Source organism: Herbaspirillum sp. alder98, from assembly GCF_020179755.1.
Lineage (GTDB): Bacteria > Pseudomonadota > Gammaproteobacteria > Burkholderiales > Burkholderiaceae_D > Herbaspirillum.
On the sequence record NZ_JAIUCY010000008.1, the window covers coordinates 56,972 to 79,133 of the forward strand.

Below are 22,162 nucleotides of genomic sequence, written 5' to 3' on the forward strand. Positions count from 1 at the left end.
TGGCATGAGCATTGATATGAGCCAGTTTTTCCAGGTGTTTTTCGACGAGGCCGAAGAAGGTCTCGCCGAAATGGAAAAGCTATTGTTGGCCGTCAATGTGGCTGACCCCGACCCCGAAGAACTTAACGCCGTGTTCCGCGCGGCCCACTCGATCAAGGGCGGTTCGTCGACCTTCGGCTTGACCGACATCGCCGAGGTCACTCACGTCCTCGAGTCGCTGCTGGACCGCATCCGCCAGGGCCAGATGGCCCTGACCAGCGAACACGTGGATGCCTTCCTGGCCGCCAAGGACGTGTTGAAGTCGATGCTCGACGGCCACAAGCACGGCGCCCAGGTCGATCTGGACGCGGTGGGCGACGTGCGCATGCTGCTGTTGTCGCTGTCGCAGGGCGTGTCGACCCCGGCGCCGGTGATCAAGCCGGCAGCGGTGCAGCCGGCGGCGCTGGTGGTGGGCGGCAAGCGTCGCTACCGCATCGAACTGCCGGCCGTCAGCGACAAGGACGGCGAAGCGCTGGGCGAAGAGCTGGCCATGATGGGCGCGATCGAAAAGTCCAAGTCGCCCGAGGGACACTGGGTGTTCCTGCTCGACACGGCCGAGCCGATCGATGATGTGGTGGCGATCTGTGCCTTCATTGTCGATGTCGCCGATCTGAAGATTTCGCAGGCGGTCGAATCGGCCGCCGCCAAGGAAGAAGACCTGGGCTATGGCTTCTTCGACAACTTTGTCACCCAGGAACAACGCGAGCGCCAGCAGGGTTACGGCTTTCTCGACAACCATACCGCGATCGAAGACCGCGAGCGCAGCCAGGGTTACGGCTTCTTCGCGCCCTTCGTGCCACTTGATCTCACGACCCGCAAGCCGGACCCCGAGCCAGAGCCTCATGGTGACGAAGCGCACCTGTCGATCACCGAGCAGGCCGCCACGGAGAAGAAGGCCTCCAAGGCAGCCGCAGCGGCCGGCCACGAGTCGTCTTCGATCCGGGTCAGCATCGAGAAGGTCGACCAACTGATCAACCTGGTGGGCGAACTGGTGATCACCCAGGCCATGATCGAACAGCGGGTCGGCAATCTCGACCCGATGACGCACGAACACCTGCTCAACAGCGTCAGCCAGCTCAGTCGCAATACCCGCGACCTGCAGGAGTCGGTCATGTCGATTCGCATGATGCCGATGGATTATGTGTTCTCGCGCTTTCCGCGCATGGTGCGCGACCTGGCCTCGAAGCTGGGCAAGAAGGTCGAATTCGTCACCCATGGCGCCGCCACCGAGCTCGACAAGGGGCTGATCGAACGCATCGTCGACCCGCTCACCCACCTGGTGCGCAACAGTATCGACCACGGTATCGAACTGCCCGAGACGCGTAGCGCGGCGGGCAAGTCCGAAGCCGGTACGCTGTCGTTGTCGGCCGAACACCAGGGCGGCAATATCATCATCGAGGTCACCGACGATGGCGGTGGTCTCAATCGCGACAAGATCCTGGCCAAGGCCAAGCAGCAGGACATGCCGGTGTCGGACAACCTCACCGACAGCGACGTGTGGCAACTGATTTTCGAGCCGGGCTTTTCGACTGCCGAGCAGGTCACCGACGTGTCGGGGCGCGGGGTCGGCATGGATGTGGTCAAGCGCAACATCCTGGCCATGGGCGGCGCGGTCGATATTCGCTCCAGCAAGGGCTTCGGCACCACCATTTCGATCTCGCTGCCGTTGACGCTGGCGATCCTGGATGGCATGTCGATTCGCATCGGGCAGGAAGTTTATATCTTGCCGCTTGGATATGTAGTTGAATCTTTGCAGCCTTTGACGCAAGATATAAAGGAAATCAGCGGCCAGGGTCAGGTGCTGCGTGTGCGCGGCGAGTATTTGCCACTGATTCCGCTATATCATCTGTTCAATATCGAACCGTCGTTCACCGATCCGTCCCAGGGACTGGTGGTGATCCTCGAGTCCGATGGCAAGAAAGCGGCGCTGTTCGTTGACGACCTGATCGGTCAACAGCAGATTGTCGTGAAGAATCTCGAATCGAATTATCGCAAGGTGGCAGGCATCTCGGGCGCCACCATTCTCGGTGACGGCGGCGTCGCCCTGATTGTCGATGTGGCAGCGTTGCTGCGATCAAGCCGCCAAATGACTGATGAATCTGTATTTTCCTGAATTTTAAAGGGCCTCAACCATGTCTGACATTGCTTCCAAGAATCTTTCCGGCTTCGGCGAAAAAGCCGAGGGCAGCGGCAATGAATTCCTCGCCTTCACTCTGGGCAAGGAAGAGTACGGAATCGATATCCTGAAGGTGCAGGAAATCCGCGGCTACGAAGCCGTCACCCGTATTGCCAATTCGCCTGAATTCATCAAGGGCGTCGTCAACCTGCGCGGCATCATCGTGCCGATCGTTGACATGCGCATCAAGTTCCAGCTGGGCGAGCCGACCTATGACCAGTTCACGGTCGTGATCATCCTCAACATCTCCGGCCGCGTGGTCGGGATGGTGGTCGACAGCGTGTCGGACGTGATCACGCTGACCCAGGAGCAGATCAAGCCGGCGCCTGAAATGGGCACCACTTTCGACTCCGACTACCTGATCGGTCTGGGTACCCTGGACCAGCGCATGCTGATCCTGGTCGACATCGACAAGCTGATGTCCAGCGCCGAGATGGGCCTGATCGAAAAGCTGGCGGCCTGAAGCACCGCCACACCTGGTTTTGCAGGGCCAGGAGGAGACAGACTGAGGCCGGGTGACGTTCGCAGGCGGAAGCGCGAACGTGCCCGCCCGGAAAACCGGGGCATCAAGTCCGGTACAGAAAAGAAAAAGGCATCCACCAGTGTTGGTGGATGCCTTTTTTATTGGTGCGCGCCTGGCGTGGACCGGATGCGCCCGCGGCTCAGGTGCGGCTCAGGTGCGGCTCAATGAAAATGCTCGGCCGGCGGCGGAGTGTCTTCGGGCATTTCGGCGTGCACCAGTTCGCCGTCGCGATCCGGAAACAGCGGCGCGCCGCAGTCATCGCAGAACTCCATCGTGAAGCGCTCGTCGTGATGTTTGATATGTACGATGCCGCATTCGCGCAGCACGGTCAGCAGTTCCTGCAAGGGGCTGGCGGTGGGGCCATCCAGCGCCACGTCCGGGACCAGCGCCAGCAACTGCTCTTCGCCGCTTTCTTCTTCGTACAGCGGCCATACGGTGCCATACACCACGGTCGGGTCGCCGCCGATGGCAAAGCCGATGCGGTACTCGTCGATCTGGCCATTGATGTCTTCCGAGAAGCCGCCGATGCTGGCGTGCAGGTCGGCCGATGAAATATCCAGCGTTTGCGTCAGGAAATAATCGGCGGCGCGAATCGAGGCCGGACGGATACGCTTGTCGGCATCGCGGCAGCCGAAATAGTAGGGCTGCGGCAGCAGCAGTTCGACATTGCAACCCGGCAGGCTGCGCGACAGCACCGGCGTGACCTGCTGCTTCCAGGCGTCGAAGGCGGCCAGCTTGCCGGCGGCGAACTGACCTTGCTGGTCGCGCTCCTGCCAGTGAAACAGGGCGCCACCTGCGGGCACCACGACGGCTGCAATGGCATACCGGGTGTCGGCCAGGAAGGCTACCGCCGGCTGCTGGTCGAGCTTGAGCTGGACCGGTGCATTCTTCAATGCCGCCTGGCCCATCTGCTGGGTCAGGGCGAACACCTCGGTGTGAAAGCGCGGCAGCTGTTCGATCGCCAGCAAGGCCGGCGCCAGCGCCAAGCGCACGTCGCTGGCCAGTACATGGGCGTGCAGGTGGGCCGAGAGCGCGGCCTGGGTGTCGGCATTGATCGCACCGGAGCCGATCGAGAAGCGGGTCCAGGCCAGGATCGGCAACACCAGCAACTGCACATCGTAGTGTTGTTCTTCGAATTCCAGGGTGGTCGATTCGCTACCGGCCTCGACGGCTTCGATCAGTACGTCGTAGGCGCTCAGGTCGGCCTTGAACAAATGGTCGAGTGCGGCATCGATGAGCGGCTGGTTGCCGGCTCGCAATAACTTCAGCAGCAGGGCGTCCAGCGGCTTTTGCCAGGCTTTTTCTTCAAGCCGGCTGGAGGCCTGCGCGATGGCCTGCGCAAAGGTCACGAGGTGCTGGCTATCGGTAGAGAGCTTGGAAGAAGTACGTTTGGCAGGACGACGCATGGAGTGGGTTCGCAGCAAGTAAAACCCAGTATTGTAGATGATTTGTGCCGAAACCCCGGCACCTGTCGCAGCCGCGACGACCGCGGCGCCACAAAACAAAAAACGCCGGACGAATCCGGCGTTTTTCGCTTCCAATCAGAACTGCTTAGGCAGCCAGCAACTGACGCAGAACGAACGGCAGGATGCCGCCGTGCTGGTAGTAATCCACTTCGATCGGGGTATCGATGCGCAACAGCAGCTTGACCTCTTGGGTCTCGCCGTTCTTGCGATGGATCACCAGGGTCGCTTCCTGTTGTGGCTTGAGCTGACCGTCCAGGCCCTTCAGGTCGAAGATTTCTTCGCCGGTGATGCCCAGCGTCTGCACGCTGTCGTTGCCGATGAACTGCAGTGGCAGCACGCCCATGCCCACCAGGTTGGAACGGTGGATCCGCTCGAACGAACGGGTGATCACGGCCTTCACGCCCAGCAGCTGGGTGCCCTTGGCGGCCCAGTCACGCGACGAGCCGGTACCGTACTCTTCGCCACCGAAGACCATGGTCGGCACGCCATCCTTGACGTATTGCATGGCGGCGTCGTAGATCGAGGTTTCTTCGCCGCTCGGTTGATGGATGGTGATGCCGCCTTCAACGCGCGAGCCATCGGCCTTCAGCGGGATCATCAGGTTCTTGATACGCACGTTGGCAAAGGTGCCGCGCATCATGATCTCGTGGTTGCCGCGGCGCGAGCCGTACGAGTTGAAGTCAGCCTTGAGCACGCCGTTGGCTTGCAGCCACTTGCCGGCCGGGCTGGATTCCTTGATCGAACCGGCAGGCGAGATGTGGTCGGTGGTGATCGAGTCACCAAACACGCCCAGTGCGCGCGCACCGGTGATGCCGGCAGCGGTGATCTTCGGCACTTCGGTGAAGTTCTCGAAGAACGGTGGCTCGGCGATGTAGGTCGATGTCGGCCAGTTGTAGACCTCGCCCTTGGCGGTGCCCTTGATGGCTTCCCACAGCTTGCCCGGCGCGCCCTTGACGTCGGCGTAGTTTTCCTTGAAGACCTTGCCGTTCATCGCGAACTTCAACAGCTTCTCGATTTCGTGCGAAGTCGGCCAGATGTCGCCCAGATAGATATCCTTGCCGCCCTTGCCGCGACCGACCGGTTCAGTCATCAGGTCACGGGTGACGTTGCCGGCGATGGCATAGGCCACCACCAGCGGTGGCGAGGCCAGGAAGTTGGCGCGGATGTTCGGGTGGATACGCGCTTCGAAGTTACGGTTGCCCGACAGCACGGCAGCGGCCACCACATCGTTCTTGACGATGGTTTCGTTCATCGCGGCAGTCAGGTCGCCGGCGTTGCCGATGCAGGTGGTGCAACCGTAGGCGGTCACGCCGAAGCCCAGCTTCTCGAGGTAGGGCAGCAGGCCTGCCGCTTCCAGGTACTTGGTCACCACGCGCGAGCCAGGGGCCAGCGACGTCTTGATGTGCGGCGCCACCTTCAGGCCGGCTTCCACCGCCTTCTTGGCCAGCAGGCCGGCTGCCAGCAGCACGCTCGGGTTGGAGGTGTTGGTGCACGAAGTGATGGCGGCGATCAGCACGTCGCCGTTGTGCATGTCGATGCCGTCGGCGTTCTTGTAGGTGGCGTTGAGGTCTTCGGCCTTCTTGTTGAAGCCGTTTTCCGCCACCGGCTTGGTGAACAGTTCGGTGAAGTTCGACTTCACGTTGCCGATCTCGATACGGTCCTGCGGACGCTTCGGACCTGCCAGCGACGGTGTCACGGTGCCCAGGTCCAGCGAGACTTCCTGGGTGAAGTCGATATCGCCGGCCTTCGGCACGCCGTACAGGCCCTGCGCCTTGAAGTAGGCCTGGAATGCATCGATTTCGGCCTTGGTGCGGCCGGTGCCCTTGAAGTAGTCGATGGTGGCATCGTCAACCGGGAAGAAGCCCATGGTGGCGCCGTATTCCGGTGCCATGTTGGCGATCGTGGCGCGGTCGGTCAGCGACAGCGACTTGGTGCCTTCGCCGAAGAATTCGACGAACTTGCCCACGACCTTGGTCTTGCGCAGCAATTCGGTGATGGTCAGCACCAGATCGGTGGCGGTGACGCCTTCGCGCAGCACGCCGGTCAGGTTCACGCCGACCACGTCGGGGGTCAGGAAGTAGACCGGCTGGCCCAGCATGCCGGCTTCGGCCTCGATGCCGCCCACGCCCCAGCCGACCACGCCGATGCCGTTGATCATGGTGGTGTGCGAGTCGGTGCCGACCAGGGTGTCAGGGTAGTAGACGCCGGTCTTGTTGTGCACGCCGCGCGCCAGGTATTCGAGGTTGACCTGGTGCACGATGCCGAAGCCCGGTGGCACCACGCCGAAGGTGTCGAATGCCTGCATGCCCCACTTCATGAACTGGTAGCGCTCGTTGTTGCGCGTGAATTCCAGCTTCATGTTCAGGTCGAGTGCCTTCTTTTCGCGGAAGTGATCGATCTGCACCGAGTGGTCGACCACCAGGTCGACCGGCACCAGCGGTTCGATGTTCTTGGGGTTCTTGCCCAGCTTGCTGGCGACGTTGCGCATCGCGGCCAGGTCGGCCAGCAGCGGCACGCCGGTGAAGTCCTGCAGCACCACGCGGGCCACCACGAACGGGATCTCGTCCACGCGGGCGGCCTTGGGGCTCCAGTTGGCCAGTTCCTTGACGTGGGCTTCGGTCACTTTCTGGCCGTCCACGTTACGCAACACCGACTCGAGCACGATACGGATCGACACCGGCAGGCGCGAGATGTTGACGCCCAGCGACTTCTGCAGCGCGGGCAGGGAGTAGAACTTACCCTTCTTGGAACCGGAAATCGTGAATTCCTTCAGAGTGTTCAATGTGTTGCGAGACATGGCCTCTTCTCCTTATGACAATTAGTAATGTTAGAACTCGTCTCGCCCCTCGTGAGACGAGTCTAGTTAGTCGAATCCGCTTTGCGCTGCAATGTTCAAACTGCTGGGTGCTGCCTGATTCTTGTACGTCTGAAACCGTGAAATCCTGATGCGCCCGGGACTTAGTTCTTGGGCGCTGCTGCCACCGCTGGCGCCGCGGCGGCCGCCGACACCTGTTGCTGTTCGGGGTTCTTGCATTCGTTGGCCAACTGCTGACCCTTCTTCGAATCCAGCAGCAGGCCCTTGGCCGGGATGCCGATCCAGACCAGGCCCAGCTTGCGGTTCTCGAAGCGGTGCGCGCCGGTGGTGGTCTCGACCCGGGTCAGGCGGTTGATCTTCTTGTCCCAGCGGATCGCGATGTGGCGGTCGTCGGCTTCGTTCTTCCAGATGGTCAGCTTGTGGCCCAGTTCGCAGTTGTAGTCGGCCGAGACGGTGCCGCCCAGTTCAGGTTCGCTCTCGTCATCCTCGGCGTCCGACGAAAACGGCATCTTGGCCGCGGGTGCTGCAGCTGCAGCGGCCTTCTTGGCCGGCGCCTTCTTCTTGGCGACCGGCTTCTTGGCGGGGGTCTTGGCAGTGCTCTTGCTGGATGTGGTGGTGCTCTGGGCCTGTGCGGCAGTAATGCCGGCCATGGCGAAGAGTGCGCCGATCAGGGCGATTGCGGTGAAATGTTTTTTCATCAGGTTCAGTATCAGTGACAGGTTACTGCATGGTGGTGGTGGTGGATGCGTCATCGGCAAACCAGGAGGCAGCCTGTGTCGGCAGCGCCACACCTGAGGCGTGGGCGCGTTGCAGGATGCACCAGTAATAACGATAGCTGGCGCGGTCGTGCAAATTACCCAGGTGTTCGATGGGTCCCCATTGCACTGCCGCTGCCTTGAGCAATATCCGTGCCGCCTGGTCCGCTTCTTCGGCAGAAGGGGACATGGCCTGCACGATCGGCCTGATCTGGCCCGGATGAATGCTCCACATCCGGGTATAGCCGAATTCCTGTGCCGCCCGTCGCGCGTCGTCGGCGACGGTGGTCGTATCGTTGATGTCGGTGGTCACATTGTGTGAGGCGACCTTGCCATGCAGATGGCAGGCGGCAGCGATCTCAAGCTTGGCGCGCCGTACCAGCGGATGGTCGAACTGTCCCGGCGAGCGCATGGCCGTCGCCGGAATGGCGCCATGATGCGCCGACACGAAATCCATCACGCCAAACGAGAGCGACTCGACCTGCGGCAGGGCCGCGATCTTCCACACATCGGTCAGCGCGCCATGGGTCTCGATCAACACCTGCAGCGGCAGCGCATGGCGCCCGGCGGCTAGACAGGTGCGGTTGACCGATTCCAGTGCGTGCAGCACATCATTGACGCCGCCTGCCTTGGGCAGCATGACGAAGGCCAGTCGCCGTGCGGCCTGGCCGCAGATGATGGCGATATCCTGTTCGAAATGGGCGTTGCCGACATCATGCACGCGGGCACCGATGCGGCCGTGCAGATTGTCGGGTGAATTGACCAGCGCCGCCACCAGTTGGGCGTGCGCGGCTTCATTGCCGGCGGCTGCACCATCCTCGCAGTCGAACGTGATGTCGAAGACGGGGCCGAGTTCCTGCTGCAGGGCCATCGACTTGCGCATCAGCTTTTCGGAGCCGGCGTAGTGATCGCAGACCGGCAGCGACACGGGCTGCTGCGCACCTGGGAACAAGACCTGGGAGGGATGCATTGCTGCTCGAAAGTAGGGTTGTCGATCAGAGAAAAAATGGCGCGGCGGCAGTTGCCTGCCCGCCGCGCCTGGTCATCAGCCGACCAGATGCTTCACGCCATCGCGCTCTTCTTGCAGTTCCTTGAGCGTGAGGTTGATGCGCTCTTGCGAGAAGGCGTCGATTTCCAGACCCTGGACAATCTTGTACTCGCCGTTCTCGGTAGTCACCGGGAAGCCGAACATGGTGCCTTCGGGGATGCCGTAGGAACCGTCGGAAGGCACACCCATGGTGGTCCACTTGCCGTTGGTGCCCAGCACCCAGTCACGCACGTGATCGATGGCGGCATTGGCTGCCGACGCTGCCGACGACAGGCCGCGTGCTTCGATGATGGCCGCGCCGCGCTTGCCCACTGTCGGTAGGAAGGTGTCCTTGTTCCAGACCTGGTCGTTGATCAGGTCCTTGACCGGTGCGCCGTCGGCGGTGGCAAAGCGGTAGTCGGCGTACATGGTCGGCGAGTGATTGCCCCACACCACCAGCTTTTCGATGGAACCGACCGGCTTGCCGATCTTGGCCGCGACTTGCGACAGGGCGCGGTTGTGGTCCAGGCGCAGCATGGCGGTGAAGTTCTTGGCCGGCAGGTTCGGGGCCGACTTCATCGCGATGTAGGCGTTGGTGTTGGCCGGGTTGCCGACCACCAGCACCTTGACGTCACGCGAGGCGACCGCGTCCAGGGCCTTGCCCTGCACGGTGAAGATCTGGGCGTTGGCTTCCAGCAGGTCCTTGCGTTCCATGCCTGGGCCACGTGGGCGGGCGCCGACCAGCAGGGCGACATCGACATCCTTGAATGCGGTCAGCGGATCGCTGTGGGCGGTCACGCCAGCCAGCAGCGGGAAGGCGCAATCGTCGATTTCCATGATGACGCCCTTGAGCGCCTTCTGGGCCTTTTCATCGGGAATTTCAAGCAGTTGCAGAATGACCGGCTGGTCTTTGCCGAGCAGGTCGCCGTTGGCGATGCGGAACAGCAGTGAGTAACCGATCTGACCGGCGGCGCCGGTGACGGCAACACGCTTAGGGGCTTTAGCCATGTTGAATCTCCAAAGAGGTGATGAAAAAAAGCATTCCAGACTGCATGAAGCGCACGTGATGGTCGCGTCGCGGCGTACGGACGGGCCTGTTGCGGTTGCTTCTCATAAGCGCAGATGCGCTAATTTCTCGTATTCGTTCGTGTTATTTCTTGTCAGGCACGCCATGATACCGTCGAAAACGCAGCGAGTCATCGCTTTAGCAGATGGGCTCGCGGGCTGCGCTAAAAACGGTCGGACTTGTTTGCCACATACAGAAAAACACCAAAACCCGAATCGCTGAATGAGATCGATTCTCGTTCCCGTTAACTGCCCGGAAGGTCGCGCTGCATCTACCTCTCGGCTTTTCAGGTTGCTCGCGAGTTTAGGCGTGCGGAAACAGGGTGTCAATCAATATCTTATGTCTTATATAAGACATATTATTGCGCAGTTTTTTCTGGACGGGGAACTTCTTTTTGTGTTGAAATTCGGGGTTATGAGCTCGATCCTGCCCAATTCGAACAACGGTGACGCGCAAGGCGCGGGGTCGGGTGTTAACAGTCCAGGCCCGGCGCCGACTTTCAGTCCCTTGTATCAGCAGATCAAGGCGCTCATCATGCAGCGCCTGGAGGCGGGCGAGTGGAAGCCCGGCGAACTCATTCCCAGCGAGGTCGAGCTGGGCGGGCGTTTCAAGGTCAGCCAGGGCACCGTGCGCAAGGCCATCGACGAGCTGGCGGCCGAGAACCTGGTGGTGCGCCGCCAGGGTAAGGGCACGTTCGTTGCCACTCACCACGAGACCCAGGCCCAGTTCCGCTTCCTGCGGCTGATGGCCGACAGCAACGAACCGCAGCGGCCCGAAAACAAGATTCTTGACGTCAAGCGCGTGCGCGCCTCGGCCGAAGTGGCCCGGCAACTGGACATGAAGTCCGGCGACGCGGTGATCTTCATCAAGCGTGTCAAATCCTTTAATGGTGTTCCCATCATCCTCGAAGAAATCTGGCTCCCCGGAGGCACCTTCAAGGGGCTGACGGCCGAGCGCCTGGTCGAGTACAGGGGACCTTTGTACGGTTTGTTCGAAACGGAATTCGGAACACGCATGATTCGCGCCGAGGAGCGCATTCGTGCCGTCGGGGCGGACCCGGAATCCGCGGTAATCCTGGGGGTGCCGCCCCATACGCCGTTGTTGAGTGTGGAACGTGCTTCATTTACCTATGGCGACAAGCCGGTGGAAATGCGGCGCGGCCTGTATCTGACAACCGATCATCATTACCAGAGTGAGCTGAGCTGAATCACCTTCGCTGATGCCCTGCGCCGGCCTGCATGAGACGTTGTGTCCCGTCATCGTGTGTGCTGCGTAGCGGAATATAGTTGATGGCAATTTGGAAAATCGGCGAAAATTGCAAAGATTGTTTTAATCTGAGGAGAACCTTGTATGTCTGAAGCCGCTAAACCACCACGGCCACAATTTCGTAACATACAGCTTACCCAAATTGCGGGTTACCGCATGCCGCTGGCTGCGCTGGTGTCGATCATGCACCGCATCAGCGGGCTGTTCCTGTTTTTGATGTTGCCGTTCGTTCTGTTCTTGCTGGATAACAGCCTGTTATCCGAAGGCACCTTCGATTACCTGAAGGGATACGCCTCGCACTGGTTCACCAAGCTGGTCATCCTGGCCTTGTCCTGGGCCTATCTCCACCACTTCTGTGCCGGCCTGCGCCACCTGATCATGGATAACCATATCGGTCTGGACAAGGACAGCGCACGCAAGTCGTCGGTGGGTGTCCTGGCTGTCAGCATCACGCTGGCGATCGTGGTTGCATTGAAACTGTTCGGAGCATTCTGAAAATGGCTAACAACAATATCGGACCAAAGCGCCTGGTCGTGGGCGCCCATTACGGCCTGCGTGACTGGCTGGCGCAACGCGCCACCGCCGTCGTGATGGCGCTCTACACCATCATCCTGCTGGTGTGCTTCTTTACCTCGACCAACTTCAGCTATCAGGGCTGGGCTGCGTTGTTCTCGCATCAATGGTTCCGCATCGCCACCTTCGTCACCTTGATGGCGTTGTTCTTCCACGCCTGGATCGGCGTGCGCGATGCACTGATGGATTACGTCAAACCGGTCGCCCTGCGCCTGGTTCTGCAAGTTGCCACGATCTTGTGGCTGGTTGGTTGCGCAGGCTATGCCGCGCAGATTCTGTGGAGAATTTAAATCGTGGCTGCTATCAAATCCGCCATCACTACCCGTCGCTTTGACGCGGTCATCGTCGGCGCCGGCGGCTCCGGCATGCGTGCTTCCCTGCAACTGGCCGAAGCCGGCTTGAACGTTGCGGTTCTTTCCAAGGTATTCCCGACCCGCTCGCACACGGTCGCCGCTCAGGGTGGCATCGGCGCGTCGCTGGGTAACATGTCCGAGGACAACTGGTACTGGCACATGTTCGACACCGTCAAGGGGTCGGATTACCTGGGTGACCAGGATGCCATCGAGTTCATGTGCCGCGAGGCGCCCAAGGCGGTCTACGAGCTGGAACACTTCGGCATGCCGTTCGACCGCAATCCCGACGGCACCATCTACCAGCGTCCGTTTGGTGGCCACACCGCCAACTTCGGCGAAAAGCCGGTGCAGCGCGCCTGCGCCGCTGCCGACCGTACCGGTCACGCGCTGCTGCACACGCTGTACCAGCGTAACGTGCGCGCCAAGACCCACTTCTTCGTGGAGTGGATGGCGCTGGACATCATCCGCAACGAAGAGGGCGACGTCCTCGGCGTGGTCGCGCTGGAAATGGAAACCGGCGAAATCATGATGCTGCACGCCAAGACCACCCTGTTCGCCACCGGCGGCGCGGGTCGTATCTGGGCCGCCTCGACCAATGCCTTCATCAACACCGGCGACGGCATGGGCATGGCCGCACGCGCCGGCCTGCCGCTGCAGGACATGGAGTTCTGGCAGTTCCACCCGACCGGCGTGGCCGGCGCGGGCGTGCTGATCACCGAAGGCGTGCGCGGCGAAGGCGGGATCCTGATCAATAGCAGCGGCGAGCGTTTCATGGAGCGCTATGCGCCGACCCTGAAGGATCTGGCCCCACGCGACTTCGTGTCGCGCTCGATGGACCAGGAAATCAAGGAAGGCCGTGGCGTCGGTCCGCACAAGGATCACGTTCTGCTGGATCTGCGTCACATCGGCGCCGACACCATCAAGAAGCGTCTGCCATCGATTCTCGAGATCGCCCACAAGTTCGCCAACGTCGACGCCACCAAGGAACCGATCCCCGTGGTGCCGACCATCCACTACCAGATGGGTGGTATCCCGACCAACGTGTACGGTCAGGTCGTAGCGCCCAAGGGCGGCTCGCAAAAAGAAGTGGTGCAGGGCATGTACGCCATCGGCGAATGCGCCTGCGTGTCGGTGCACGGCGCCAACCGCCTGGGCACCAACTCGCTGCTCGACCTGGTGGTGTTCGGCCGTGCCGCCGGCAACCACATTGTCGGCACCCGCCTGCAGGACCAGAGCCACAAGCCGATTCCGGCCGGCGCGCTGGACCGCTCGCTGGAACGCATCGCCCGCCTGGAAACCAGCACCGGTTCCGAGCGCGTGCAGGACGTGGCCAACGACATCCGCGCCACGATGCAGAAGTACTGCGGCGTGTTCCGTACCGACGCCTTGCTGGCTGAGGGCAAGGTCAAGATCATGGAACTCGACGAGCGTCGCAAGCATGTCTCGTTCAAGGACAAGTCCAAGGTGTTCAACACCGCCCGCCAGGAAGCCCTGGAGCTGGACAACCTGATCGAAACCGCCAAGGCCACCATCACTTCGGCCGAAGCCCGCAAGGAATCGCGCGGCGCCCACGCCCACAGCGACTTCGAGCAGCGCGACGACGTCAACTGGCTCAAGCACACACTGTGGTTTTCCGAGGGGAATCGTCTCGACTACAAGCCCGTCAACATGCAGCCGCTGACGGTCGAGACATTTAAGCCTAAAGCACGTACTTTCTAAGAGGTCGCAACATGACTCGCACTCTGAAATTCAAAATCTACCGTTACGATCCGGACAAGGACGACAAGCCGTACATGCAGGACCTGACGGTCGAGCTCAAGCCGACCGACAAGATGTTGCTGGACGCCCTGCAACGCATCAAGTCCGACGTCGACGATTCGCTGGCGCTGCGCCGCTCGTGCCGCGAAGGCGTGTGCGGTTCGGACGCGATGAACATCAACGGCAAGAACGGTCTGGCCTGCATCACCAACCTCAACGAGCTGACCGAGCCGATCGTGTTGAAGCCGCTGCCGGGCCTGCCGGTCATTCGCGACCTGATCGTCGACATGACCAACTTCTTCAAGCAGTACGATTCGATCAAGCCTTACCTGATCAACGACAGCATCCCGCCTGAAAAAGAGCGCCTGCAGTCGCCCGAACAGCGTGAAGAACTCGATGGCGTGTACGAGTGCATCCTGTGCGCCTGCTGCTCGACGTCGTGCCCGTCGTTCTGGTGGAACCCCGACAAGTTCGTGGGTCCGGCCGGCCTGTTGCAGGCGTACCGCTTCATCGCCGACAGCCGCGACGAAGCCACCGCCAATCGACTGGACGAACTGGAAGACCCGTATCGCCTGTTCCGCTGCCGTTCCATCATGAACTGCGTCGATGTCTGCCCGAAGGGATTGAACCCCAACAAGGCCATCGGCAAGATCAAGGAACTGATGGTGCGTCGCGCGGTGTAAGTGTGTCGCAGGCTGCCCGTACCGGCCTTGATGGCGGGTACGGGCGACCCGAATTGCCGGAATTCGGTAGTATCTCGAATTAAAACAAGAATTGAAGTGAGCGAGGCATGACTGAACGTCACCAGGATGACCCGGCCAAACGCGCACGACTGCGCTGGCGAGCACGCCGAGGCCTGCTCGAGAATGATTTGATCCTGACCCGTTATCTCGACGCCCATGAAGTCGACATGACGGATGACGAGGTCGATGCATTTTCGCGGTTGATGGACCTGACCGATCACGACTTGATGGACTTGCTGTTGGCTCGCAAGGAGCCCGAAGCGGCGGTCGACCTGCCGCATGTGCATGCACTGCTGCAGCAACTGCGCACCATCTGATTTTTGCGCCTGGCCAAAAGCCAGTCGGATTTTGCTAGAACGCGGCCTGTTTGAACAGCACCACCCAGCTCCGCAATAGCGGGAAAGCCAGGCACTGCGGTCGCGGTTTTGATTAACGGTTTCACCATCCCAGCAAAAGGAATAGCTATGTCCAACACCGATATCAAAGCTACCCTGTCGTTTTCCGACGGGTCTCCATCCGTAGATTTTCCTGTCTACAAGGGCACCATCGGCCCTGACGTGATCGATATCCGCAAGCTGTACGGCGCCACCGGCAAGTTCACCTATGACCCCGGTTTCATGTCGACTGCCGCCTGCAACTCGTCGATCACCTATATCGACGGCGACAAGGGCGAGCTGCTGTATCGCGGCTACCCGATCGAACAGCTGGCCGTGAACTGCGACTTCCTGGAAACCTGCTACCTGCTGCTGCACGGCGAACTGCCGACAGCCGATCAAAAGTCCGCCTTCGTGGAGACCGTCACCAATCACACGATGGTGCACGAGCAGATGAACTTCTTCTTCCGCGGTTTCCGTCGTGATGCGCACCCGATGGCCGTGCTGACCGGTTCGGTCGGCGCCTTGTCGGCGTTCTACCATGACTCGCTGGACATCAGCAATCCGGTGCACCGCGACGTCTCGGCCATCCGCATGATCGCCAAGCTGCCGACGCTGGTGGCGATGGCCTACAAGTACAACATCGGCCAGCCGTTCGTGTATCCGCGCAACGACCTGTCGTACAGTGCCAACTTCATGCGCATGATGTTCGCCAACCCGTGCGAAGAGTACAAGGTCAACGACGTGCTGGTGCGCGCGCTGGACCGTATCCTGATCCTGCACGCGGATCACGAGCAGAATGCATCGACTTCGACCGTGCGCCTGTCCGGTTCGTCCGGCGCCAACCCGTTCGCATGTATCGCAGCCGGTATCGCCTGCCTGTGGGGCCCTGCCCACGGCGGCGCCAACGAAGCGGCGCTGTCGATGCTGGAACAGATCGGTTCGGTCGACAAGATTCCTGAGTTCATCAAGCAGGTCAAGGACAAGAACTCGGGCGTGAAGCTGATGGGCTTCGGTCACCGCGTCTACAAGAACTACGATCCACGCGCCAAGCTGATGCGTGAAACCTGCTACGAAGTGCTGAACGAACTGGGCCTGCACGACGACCCGCTGTTCAAGCTGGCCATGGAGCTCGAAAAGATCGCCCTGGAAGACGAATACTTCGTCTCGCGCAAGCTGTACCCGAACGTCGACTTCTACTCGGGCATCGTCCAGCGCGCGCTGGGTATCCCGACTTCGATGTTCACCTGCATCTTCGCCATGGCGCGTACCGTCGGCTGGATTGCCCAGTGGAACGAAATGATCTCGGATCCGGAACAGAAGATCGGCCGTCCGCGTCAGTTGTTCGTCGGTTCGCCACGTCGTGACGTGACCCCGGTCGACCAGCGCGGCTGATCACTGCCCGCAGTTGGCTGGACAAAAACCGCCCGGATCATCCGGGCGGTTTTTTTTGTTCGTCGGTGCGACGGTGTTGAAGGTTTGTCTACGATTTTGCGTGCTTGTGAATCGCAAAGTTAGGGTAGTATCAACAAAACGAATTAAAGCTCACACCGGTGTCTGGTTACACGCAGGCAACGAGGTGCCGCAGCAGGGGGAGGAAATTGTTCTCGGGGGAGCGCAATGGATTCACAGTTCGGACCTGCCGGGGGGCAGGAGCAGGAGCCCGCATTTGCCGGAGCCCTGCATTCGTTATTGGTCACCGTTCACCACATGTGCCATCACCATGGCGTCGACCGCAGTGCGGCTGCGCTGTGCGACGGCTTGCCCGATGGTCTCGCCCTGACGCCGGCCACGGCGCTGCAGGCGCTGCGTAGCGCCGGGCTGGTCGCCAGTCTGGTCGAATGTGGCTTCGATAGTCTGTCAATGCTGCCGTTGCCCGTGATCCTGCTGCGTCTTGATCGGCGTGCCTGCATGCTGATGGCCATCGACGATGCCGACACGGCCGCGCCTGCGTATGTGGTGATGCTGCCCGAAATGGAGCGCGGCACCGTCACGCTCAACGCCCCGGTCCTGCTGGCGGACTACGCCGGCTTCGCCATCCTGGCCCGACCGCAGGCGGCCTGTGCAGACGCCGTTGCCTCTGGCGCTGGCGCCGCCAAGGCGCATTGGCTCAGCCTTATCCTGTGGGCGGGCGTGGTCATCGGCATCCTGTGCTGGTGCCAGGTCAGGCTCGCGCGCATGGGGCGCCCCGCGCTGGAAAGCAGGGGAGCGCAATGATGAGCGCCAGGAAGATCCGGGTCGTGATCAACAATGGCGCGGGCAAGTCCAGCGTGCATTTTCTGGAGCCTGGCGCCGATGGCGGCTCGCTGCTGGTGCTCGATGCCAGTGCGGTCAGGCGCGGCTGCGTATTGTTGAGCGAGGAGGGCGGTCTTGCCCCCGATGAGGTCGTGCTGAGTCGTAGCGGTGACGATCTTCGCGTCAGCTTCGGCGGCGCATCGTTGCCACAACTGGCGATCCAGAATTTCTATCGTGGCGACAACCTGCTGGGTGGGCTGGACCAGGACGGCGCCTATTATGGCTATGTCGACGGCAGTGCTCCGAGGTCGTCCCGCGCCGTGCACTAAACCGTTCATGTTGCAATCTAGAAATTATTCGTTGCCGCAGATTTGAAGCCGAGGGAGGGTTAATGACCATTTTTCATCACCTTGCGCGAGTCGGCGCATGACCAGGTTCGCCGCTTGCCACGGGCCTCGGCGCAGGCTTGACGGGCAGTGGCAGCGCCCGCTTGAGCGGCGCGCTGCGATGATGCAACGCCGCATAGGAAAAAGTGGAAATGCCAGATATTTAATAAGCATATGGGGATATAATCCCGCACAACCTACCTGGATATATATCGATGTTCAGATGGAAAAAGGTCCTTCCCCACAACTTGATGTGCAATCCGCTAACCGGTCAGGCCGTGTCGCGGAAGGTGTAGAAACCCGCCAATTTCGCGAAGCGCGAAGAAAGGTGAGCAAATGACGAAGCTCTACGAGCAGTACAACATCAACTCCTACCTGTTCGGTGGGAATGCTCCGTACATTGAAGAACTGTACGAGCAATATCTGGAAAATCCCGGTTCGGTCCCCGATAACTGGCGCGCCTATTTCGACGCGGTACAGCATGTACCTGCCACCGATGGCTCGGCCCGTGCTGATGTTGCCCATGCTCCCGTGATCGCCTCGTTCGCAGAGCGCGCCAAGCAAGGCCCGATCCGCACCGTGATCGCCTCGGCCGATTCCGACATGGGTCGCAAGCGCGTGGCGGTCACCCAGCTGATCGCCGGCTACCGCGACCTGGGTTCCCGTTTCGCCAACCTGGACCCGCTGCAACGCCAGGAACGCCCCAGCATTCCAGAACTCGATCCAGCGTTCTACGGCTTCACCGATGCCGACCTGGACATCGTCTTCAATATCAACAATACCTATTTCGGCCCTGAAACGGCATCGTTGCGCGACCTGCAACAGATGCTGCGCGACACTTACACGCGTTCCATCGGCGCCGAATTCACCTATATCTCGGACATGGCCGAAGTGCGCTGGCTGGAAGAGCGCCTGGAGCCGACCCGCGCCGCGCCGAGCTTCTCGACCGAGAAGAAAAAGCACATCCTCGAGCGCCTGACCGCAGCCGAAGGCCTGGAACGTTATCTCCACACAAAGTACGTCGGCCAGAAGCGTTTCTCGCTGGAAGGCGGCGAAAGCTTCATCGCTTCGCTGGACGAGACCATTCAGCGCGCCGGTGAAAAGGGCGTGCAGGAAATCGTCATCGGCATGGCCCACCGTGGTCGCCTGAACGTGCTGGTCAACATCCTGGGCAAGACCCCGCAGGAACTGTTCTCCGAATTCGAAGGCCGTCACGCAGACGACCTGCCGGCCGGCGACGTCAAGTACCACCAAGGCTTCTCGTCGGATGTCAGCACCCCAGGCGGCCCGGTCCACCTGTCGCTGGCGTTCAACCCGTCGCACCTCGAAATCGTCAATCCGGTGGTCGAGGGTTCGGTCAAGGCGCGTATGGATCGTCGCGGCGACAAGGACGGTTCGCAAGTGCTGCCGATCCTGGTGCACGGCGATGCCGCATTCGCCGGCCAGGGCGTCGTGATGGAAACCCTGAACCTGGCGCAGACCCGTGGCTACGGCACCGGCGGCACGGTTCACCTGGTGATCAATAACCAGATCGGCTTCACCACCTCCGACCCGCGCGACTCCCGTTCGACGCTGTACTGCTCGGACGTGGTCAAGATGATCGAAGCACCGGTGCTGCACGTCAACGGTGATGATCCTGAAGCCGTGGTGTTTGCGACCCAGATCGCAGTCGACTACCGCATGAAGTTCAAGAAGGACATCGTGGTCGACATCATCTGCTTCCGCAAGCTGGGTCACAACGAGCAGGACACCCCGGCGCTGACGCAGCCGCTGATGTACAAGAAGATCGCCCAGCATCCTGGTACCCGCAAGCTGTACGCCGACAAGTTGATCGCGCAAGGCACGCTGCCGGCCGATGGTGGCGAAGAACTGGTCAAGGCCTTCCGTGCCGCGATGGACGCCGGCAAGCACACCCTCGATCCGGTGCTGACCAACTTCAAGAGCAAGTACGCCGTCGACTGGCTGCCGTTCCTGAACCGCAAGTGGACCGATGCGGCCGAAACCGCAGTGCCGCTGGCCGAACTGAAGCGCCTGGGCGCCAAGATCACCACCATCCCCGAAGGCTTCAAGGCCCACTCGCTGGTGGAGAAGGTGATCAACGATCGCGCCGCCATGGCGCGCGGCGAGATGAACCTGGACTGGGGCATGGGCGAACACCTGGCCTACGCTTCGCTGGTGTCGTCCGGTTATGCGATCCGCCTGACCGGCCAGGATGCCGGCCGCGGCACCTTCGTGCACCGCCACGCCGTGCTGCACGATCAGAACCGTGAGCGTTGGGATGCCGGCACCTACGTGCCGCTGCAGAACGTGACCGAGACCCAGTCGCCCTTTACCGTGATCGATTCGGTGCTGTCCGAAGAGGCGGTGCTGGCGTTCGAATACGGCTACTCGACTGCCGAGCCGAACACCCTGACCATCTGGGAAGCACAGTTCGGCGACTTCGCCAACGGCGCCCAGGTGGTGATGGACCAGTTCATCAGCTCCGGCGAAGTGAAGTGGGGTCGTGCTTCGGGCCTGGTGCAGATGCTGCCGCACGGCTATGAAGGCCAGGGTCCGGAACACTCGTCGGCACGCCTGGAACGTTACCTGCAGCTGTGCGCAGACAACAACATGCAAGTGGTGCAGCCGACCACCGCCGCGCAGATCTTCCACGTGCTGCGTCGCCAGATGATCCGCCTGTTCCGCAAGCCGCTGATCATCCTGACGCCGAAGTCGCTGCTGCGTAACAAGGACGCCGGTTCGCCCCTGTCCGACCTGGCAAAGGGTTCGTTCCAGACCGTGATCCCGGAAGTCGACGAAACCATCGACGCCAAGAAGGTCAAGCGCATCGTGGCTTGCTCGGGCAAGGTCTACTACGACCTGGTCAACGCCCGCAAGGAACGTGGCCAGACCGACACCGCCATCATCCGTGTCGAGCAGCTGTATCCGTTCCCGCACAAGACGTTCGCCGCTGCCCTCAAGCAGTTCCCGAACTTCAACGAACTGGTGTGGGCGCAGGACGAGCCGCAGAACCAGGGCGCCTGGCTGCAGATCCAGCACAACATCTTCGAGAACCTGTCCGAAGGTCAGAAGCTGGCGTATGCGGGTCGTCCGGCCAGCGCGTCGCCGGCAGTCGGCTACTACGACAAGCACTATGCGCAGCAAAAGGCGTTGATCGAAACCGCCTTCGCCAAGCTCAAGGGCTTTGTGCTGACCAAGTAACCCATATCGAGAACCGGGCGTGTCGCGAGGGCGGCACGTTCGTGTTTGAATGAACGAATTACCCGAAATCGGAGAAATATAAATGGCTCAAATCGAAGTAGTTGTCCCGCAACTGTCGGAATCCGTCGCTGAAGCAACCCTGCTGCAATGGCACAAGAAGGTCGGCGAAAAAGTCACCCGTGACGAAAACCTGATCGACGTCGAAACCGACAAGGTCGTGCTCGAACTGCCCGCCCCGGCCGATGGCGTGATCGCCCAGATCATCGCCGCCGACGGCGCCACCGTGGTGGCCGGCCAGGTCATCGCGATTCTCGACACCGACGCTGCTGCCCAGGTGGAACCGGTCGAAGTGAAGGCCGCTCCCGCACCGCAATCGACCAATGAACCAACTCCTGTCGCCGCTCCCGAGCTGGCCAGCAAGGGCGATGTCGCCATGCCTGCTGCCGCCAAGCTGCTGGCCGACAACAACCTGTCGACTTCGCAAGTCACCGGCACTGGCCGCGATGGCCGCGTGACCAAGGGCGACGTGCTGGGCGCGCTGTCGGCACCTGCCGCCGCTCCTGCCGCTGCCAAGCCGGCACTGGCCCAGGTGCCTGCCGCCACTGCCGGCCTGGAAAGCCGTCCGGAACAACGCGTGCCGATGAGCCGTCTGCGTGCCCGCGTGGCCGAGCGCCTGATCCAGTCGCAATCGACCAACGCCATCCTGACCACCTTCAACGAAATCAACATGCAGCCGGTCATCGACCTGCGCAACAAGTACAAGGATCGTTTCGAGAAGGAACACGGCGTCAAGCTGGGCTTTATGTCGTTCTTCGTCAAGGCGGTCGTGCATGCACTGAAGAAGTACCCGATCGTCAACGCCTCGGTCGACGGCAACGACATCGTCTACCACGGCTACTTCGACATCGGTGTGGCAGTCGGTTCGCCACGCGGTCTGGTGGTGCCGATCCTGCGTGACGCCGATCAGATGTCGATCGCCGACATCGAGAAGAAGATCGGTGAATTCGGCCAGAAGGCCAAGGACGGCAAGCTGTCGATCGAAGAAATGACCGGCGGTACTTTCACCGTGTCCAACGGCGGCACCTTCGGTTCGATGCTGTCGACCCCGATCATCAACCCACCGCAATCGGCGATCCTGGGCATTCACGCCACCAAGGAACGCGCCGTGGTCGAAAACGGCCAGGTCGTGGTGCGCCCGATGAACTACTTCGCGCTGTCCTATGACCACCGCATCATCGACGGTCGCGAAGCCGTCTTGAGCCTGGTAGCGATCAAGGAAGCGCTGGAAGATCCAGCCCGTTTGTTATTGGATCTGTAATTGGCATGAGTTGAGGGCGCGGACGAAAAACACCTGCGGGGGTTTTTCGTTTCCGCGCCTTTCCCATTGCGCGCCACGCGTCGGCGTG

General features: G+C 61.1%; 18 protein-coding genes. 13 read left to right on the plus strand and 5 right to left on the minus strand.

Annotated elements, in window-relative coordinates; genetic code table 11:
- Positions 1 to 4 precede the first annotated feature (4 nt).
- Together cheA and LBW87_RS17640 are read left to right on the plus strand one after the other, a co-directional pair.
- Positions 5 to 2,152, plus strand: a complete 2,148-nt coding sequence (gene cheA, locus LBW87_RS17635; RefSeq protein ID WP_225202773.1) for a chemotaxis protein CheA — start codon at positions 5 to 7, stop codon at positions 2,150 to 2,152.
- A 19-nt stretch (positions 2,153 to 2,171) separates the two neighbouring features.
- A complete protein-coding gene (locus tag LBW87_RS17640; RefSeq protein ID WP_008114188.1) occupies positions 2,172 to 2,678 on the plus strand; it encodes a chemotaxis protein CheW in 507 nt (168 codons plus the stop codon).
- 221 nt (positions 2,679 to 2,899) lie between these two features.
- On the opposite strand, the gene LBW87_RS17645 is transcribed toward LBW87_RS17640, so the two are convergent.
- The 5 genes from LBW87_RS17645 to LBW87_RS17665 form a co-directional block, all read right to left on the minus strand.
- Complete coding sequence (locus LBW87_RS17645) at positions 2,900 to 4,144, minus strand: DUF2863 family protein (RefSeq protein ID WP_225202774.1); 1,245 nt, start codon at positions 4,142 to 4,144, stop codon at positions 2,900 to 2,902.
- Between the two features lie 145 nt (positions 4,145 to 4,289).
- Positions 4,290 to 7,001, minus strand: coding sequence for an aconitate hydratase AcnA (gene acnA / locus LBW87_RS17650; protein WP_225202775.1), 2,712 nt, complete (start codon positions 6,999 to 7,001; stop codon positions 4,290 to 4,292).
- Positions 7,002 to 7,162: 161 nt separating this feature from the next.
- Positions 7,163 to 7,717 carry a hypothetical protein gene (locus LBW87_RS17655; RefSeq protein WP_225202776.1) on the minus strand — a complete coding sequence of 185 codons (555 nt, stop codon included), beginning with the start codon at positions 7,715 to 7,717 and terminating at the stop codon, positions 7,163 to 7,165.
- 22 nt (positions 7,718 to 7,739) lie between these two features.
- Positions 7,740 to 8,744: an HpcH/HpaI aldolase/citrate lyase family protein gene (locus tag LBW87_RS17660; protein WP_225202777.1), complete on the minus strand. Its 1,005-nt coding sequence runs from the start codon at positions 8,742 to 8,744 to the stop codon at positions 7,740 to 7,742.
- Between the two features lie 75 nt (positions 8,745 to 8,819).
- Positions 8,820 to 9,809: a malate dehydrogenase gene (locus LBW87_RS17665; RefSeq protein WP_225202778.1), complete on the minus strand. Its 990-nt coding sequence runs from the start codon at positions 9,807 to 9,809 to the stop codon at positions 8,820 to 8,822.
- Between the two features lie 472 nt (positions 9,810 to 10,281).
- Here LBW87_RS17665 and LBW87_RS17670 point away from each other — a divergent pair, with 472 nt between their 5' ends.
- From LBW87_RS17670 to odhB, 11 genes are all read left to right on the plus strand, one after another.
- The gene (locus LBW87_RS17670; protein ID WP_225202779.1) at positions 10,282 to 11,073 is read left to right on the plus strand and encodes a GntR family transcriptional regulator; all 792 of its coding nucleotides are present in this window, start codon (positions 10,282 to 10,284) and stop codon (positions 11,071 to 11,073) included.
- A 144-nt stretch (positions 11,074 to 11,217) separates the two neighbouring features.
- A complete protein-coding gene (gene sdhC / locus LBW87_RS17675; RefSeq protein ID WP_225202780.1) occupies positions 11,218 to 11,628 on the plus strand; it encodes a succinate dehydrogenase, cytochrome b556 subunit in 411 nt (136 codons plus the stop codon).
- Positions 11,629 to 11,630: 2 nt separating this feature from the next.
- On the plus strand, positions 11,631 to 11,996 hold the full coding sequence (gene sdhD / locus LBW87_RS17680; RefSeq protein WP_225202781.1) for a succinate dehydrogenase, hydrophobic membrane anchor protein: 366 nt from the start codon (positions 11,631 to 11,633) through the stop codon (positions 11,994 to 11,996).
- A gap of 3 nt (positions 11,997 to 11,999) precedes the next feature.
- On the plus strand, positions 12,000 to 13,778 hold the full coding sequence (sdhA, locus tag LBW87_RS17685; protein WP_225202782.1) for a succinate dehydrogenase flavoprotein subunit: 1,779 nt from the start codon (positions 12,000 to 12,002) through the stop codon (positions 13,776 to 13,778).
- Positions 13,779 to 13,789: 11 nt separating this feature from the next.
- Positions 13,790 to 14,500, plus strand: a complete 711-nt coding sequence (locus tag LBW87_RS17690) for a succinate dehydrogenase iron-sulfur subunit (RefSeq protein ID WP_008114208.1) — start codon at positions 13,790 to 13,792, stop codon at positions 14,498 to 14,500.
- Positions 14,501 to 14,607: 107 nt separating this feature from the next.
- Positions 14,608 to 14,877, plus strand: coding sequence for a succinate dehydrogenase assembly factor 2 (locus LBW87_RS17695; protein WP_008114210.1), 270 nt, complete (start codon positions 14,608 to 14,610; stop codon positions 14,875 to 14,877).
- A gap of 147 nt (positions 14,878 to 15,024) precedes the next feature.
- The gene (gene gltA, locus LBW87_RS17700; RefSeq protein ID WP_225202783.1) at positions 15,025 to 16,329 is read left to right on the plus strand and encodes a citrate synthase; all 1,305 of its coding nucleotides are present in this window, start codon (positions 15,025 to 15,027) and stop codon (positions 16,327 to 16,329) included.
- 225 nt (positions 16,330 to 16,554) lie between these two features.
- Entirely contained in the window at positions 16,555 to 17,151 is a 597-nt protein-coding gene (locus LBW87_RS17705) for a hypothetical protein (RefSeq protein WP_225202784.1), read from the plus strand.
- Positions 17,151 to 17,498, plus strand: a complete 348-nt coding sequence (locus LBW87_RS17710; protein ID WP_225202785.1) for a hypothetical protein — start codon at positions 17,151 to 17,153, stop codon at positions 17,496 to 17,498. The genes LBW87_RS17705 and LBW87_RS17710 overlap by 1 nt, the downstream gene beginning before the upstream one ends.
- 393 nt (positions 17,499 to 17,891) lie before the next feature.
- Complete coding sequence (locus LBW87_RS17715; RefSeq protein WP_225202786.1) at positions 17,892 to 20,756, plus strand: 2-oxoglutarate dehydrogenase E1 component; 2,865 nt, start codon at positions 17,892 to 17,894, stop codon at positions 20,754 to 20,756.
- An 82-nt stretch (positions 20,757 to 20,838) separates the two neighbouring features.
- Positions 20,839 to 22,074, plus strand: a complete 1,236-nt coding sequence (gene odhB, locus LBW87_RS17720) for a 2-oxoglutarate dehydrogenase complex dihydrolipoyllysine-residue succinyltransferase (RefSeq protein WP_225202787.1) — start codon at positions 20,839 to 20,841, stop codon at positions 22,072 to 22,074.
- The last annotated feature ends 88 nt before the right edge of the window (positions 22,075 to 22,162 follow it).

Coding starts and splice junctions, on each gene's coding strand:
- cheA (WP_225202773.1), top strand. CDS start 5: ATGAGCATTGATATGAGCCAGTTTTTCCAGGTGTTTTTCGACGAGGCC.
- gltA (WP_225202783.1), top strand. CDS start 15,025: ATGTCCAACACCGATATCAAAGCTACCCTGTCGTTTTCCGACGGGTCT.
- LBW87_RS17660 (WP_225202777.1), bottom strand. CDS start 8,744: ATGCATCCCTCCCAGGTCTTGTTCCCAGGTGCGCAGCAGCCCGTGTCG.
- LBW87_RS17665 (WP_225202778.1), bottom strand. CDS start 9,809: ATGGCTAAAGCCCCTAAGCGTGTTGCCGTCACCGGCGCCGCCGGTCAG.
- LBW87_RS17705 (WP_225202784.1), top strand. CDS start 16,555: ATGGATTCACAGTTCGGACCTGCCGGGGGGCAGGAGCAGGAGCCCGCA.
- LBW87_RS17655 (WP_225202776.1), bottom strand. CDS start 7,717: ATGAAAAAACATTTCACCGCAATCGCCCTGATCGGCGCACTCTTCGCC.
- odhB (WP_225202787.1), top strand. CDS start 20,839: ATGGCTCAAATCGAAGTAGTTGTCCCGCAACTGTCGGAATCCGTCGCT.
- LBW87_RS17695 (WP_008114210.1), top strand. CDS start 14,608: ATGACTGAACGTCACCAGGATGACCCGGCCAAACGCGCACGACTGCGC.
- LBW87_RS17645 (WP_225202774.1), bottom strand. CDS start 4,144: ATGCGTCGTCCTGCCAAACGTACTTCTTCCAAGCTCTCTACCGATAGC.
- acnA (WP_225202775.1), bottom strand. CDS start 7,001: ATGTCTCGCAACACATTGAACACTCTGAAGGAATTCACGATTTCCGGT.
- LBW87_RS17670 (WP_225202779.1), top strand. CDS start 10,282: ATGAGCTCGATCCTGCCCAATTCGAACAACGGTGACGCGCAAGGCGCG.
- LBW87_RS17715 (WP_225202786.1), top strand. CDS start 17,892: ATGACGAAGCTCTACGAGCAGTACAACATCAACTCCTACCTGTTCGGT.
- sdhC (WP_225202780.1), top strand. CDS start 11,218: ATGTCTGAAGCCGCTAAACCACCACGGCCACAATTTCGTAACATACAG.
- LBW87_RS17710 (WP_225202785.1), top strand. CDS start 17,151: ATGAGCGCCAGGAAGATCCGGGTCGTGATCAACAATGGCGCGGGCAAG.
- sdhD (WP_225202781.1), top strand. CDS start 11,631: ATGGCTAACAACAATATCGGACCAAAGCGCCTGGTCGTGGGCGCCCAT.
- LBW87_RS17640 (WP_008114188.1), top strand. CDS start 2,172: ATGTCTGACATTGCTTCCAAGAATCTTTCCGGCTTCGGCGAAAAAGCC.
- LBW87_RS17690 (WP_008114208.1), top strand. CDS start 13,790: ATGACTCGCACTCTGAAATTCAAAATCTACCGTTACGATCCGGACAAG.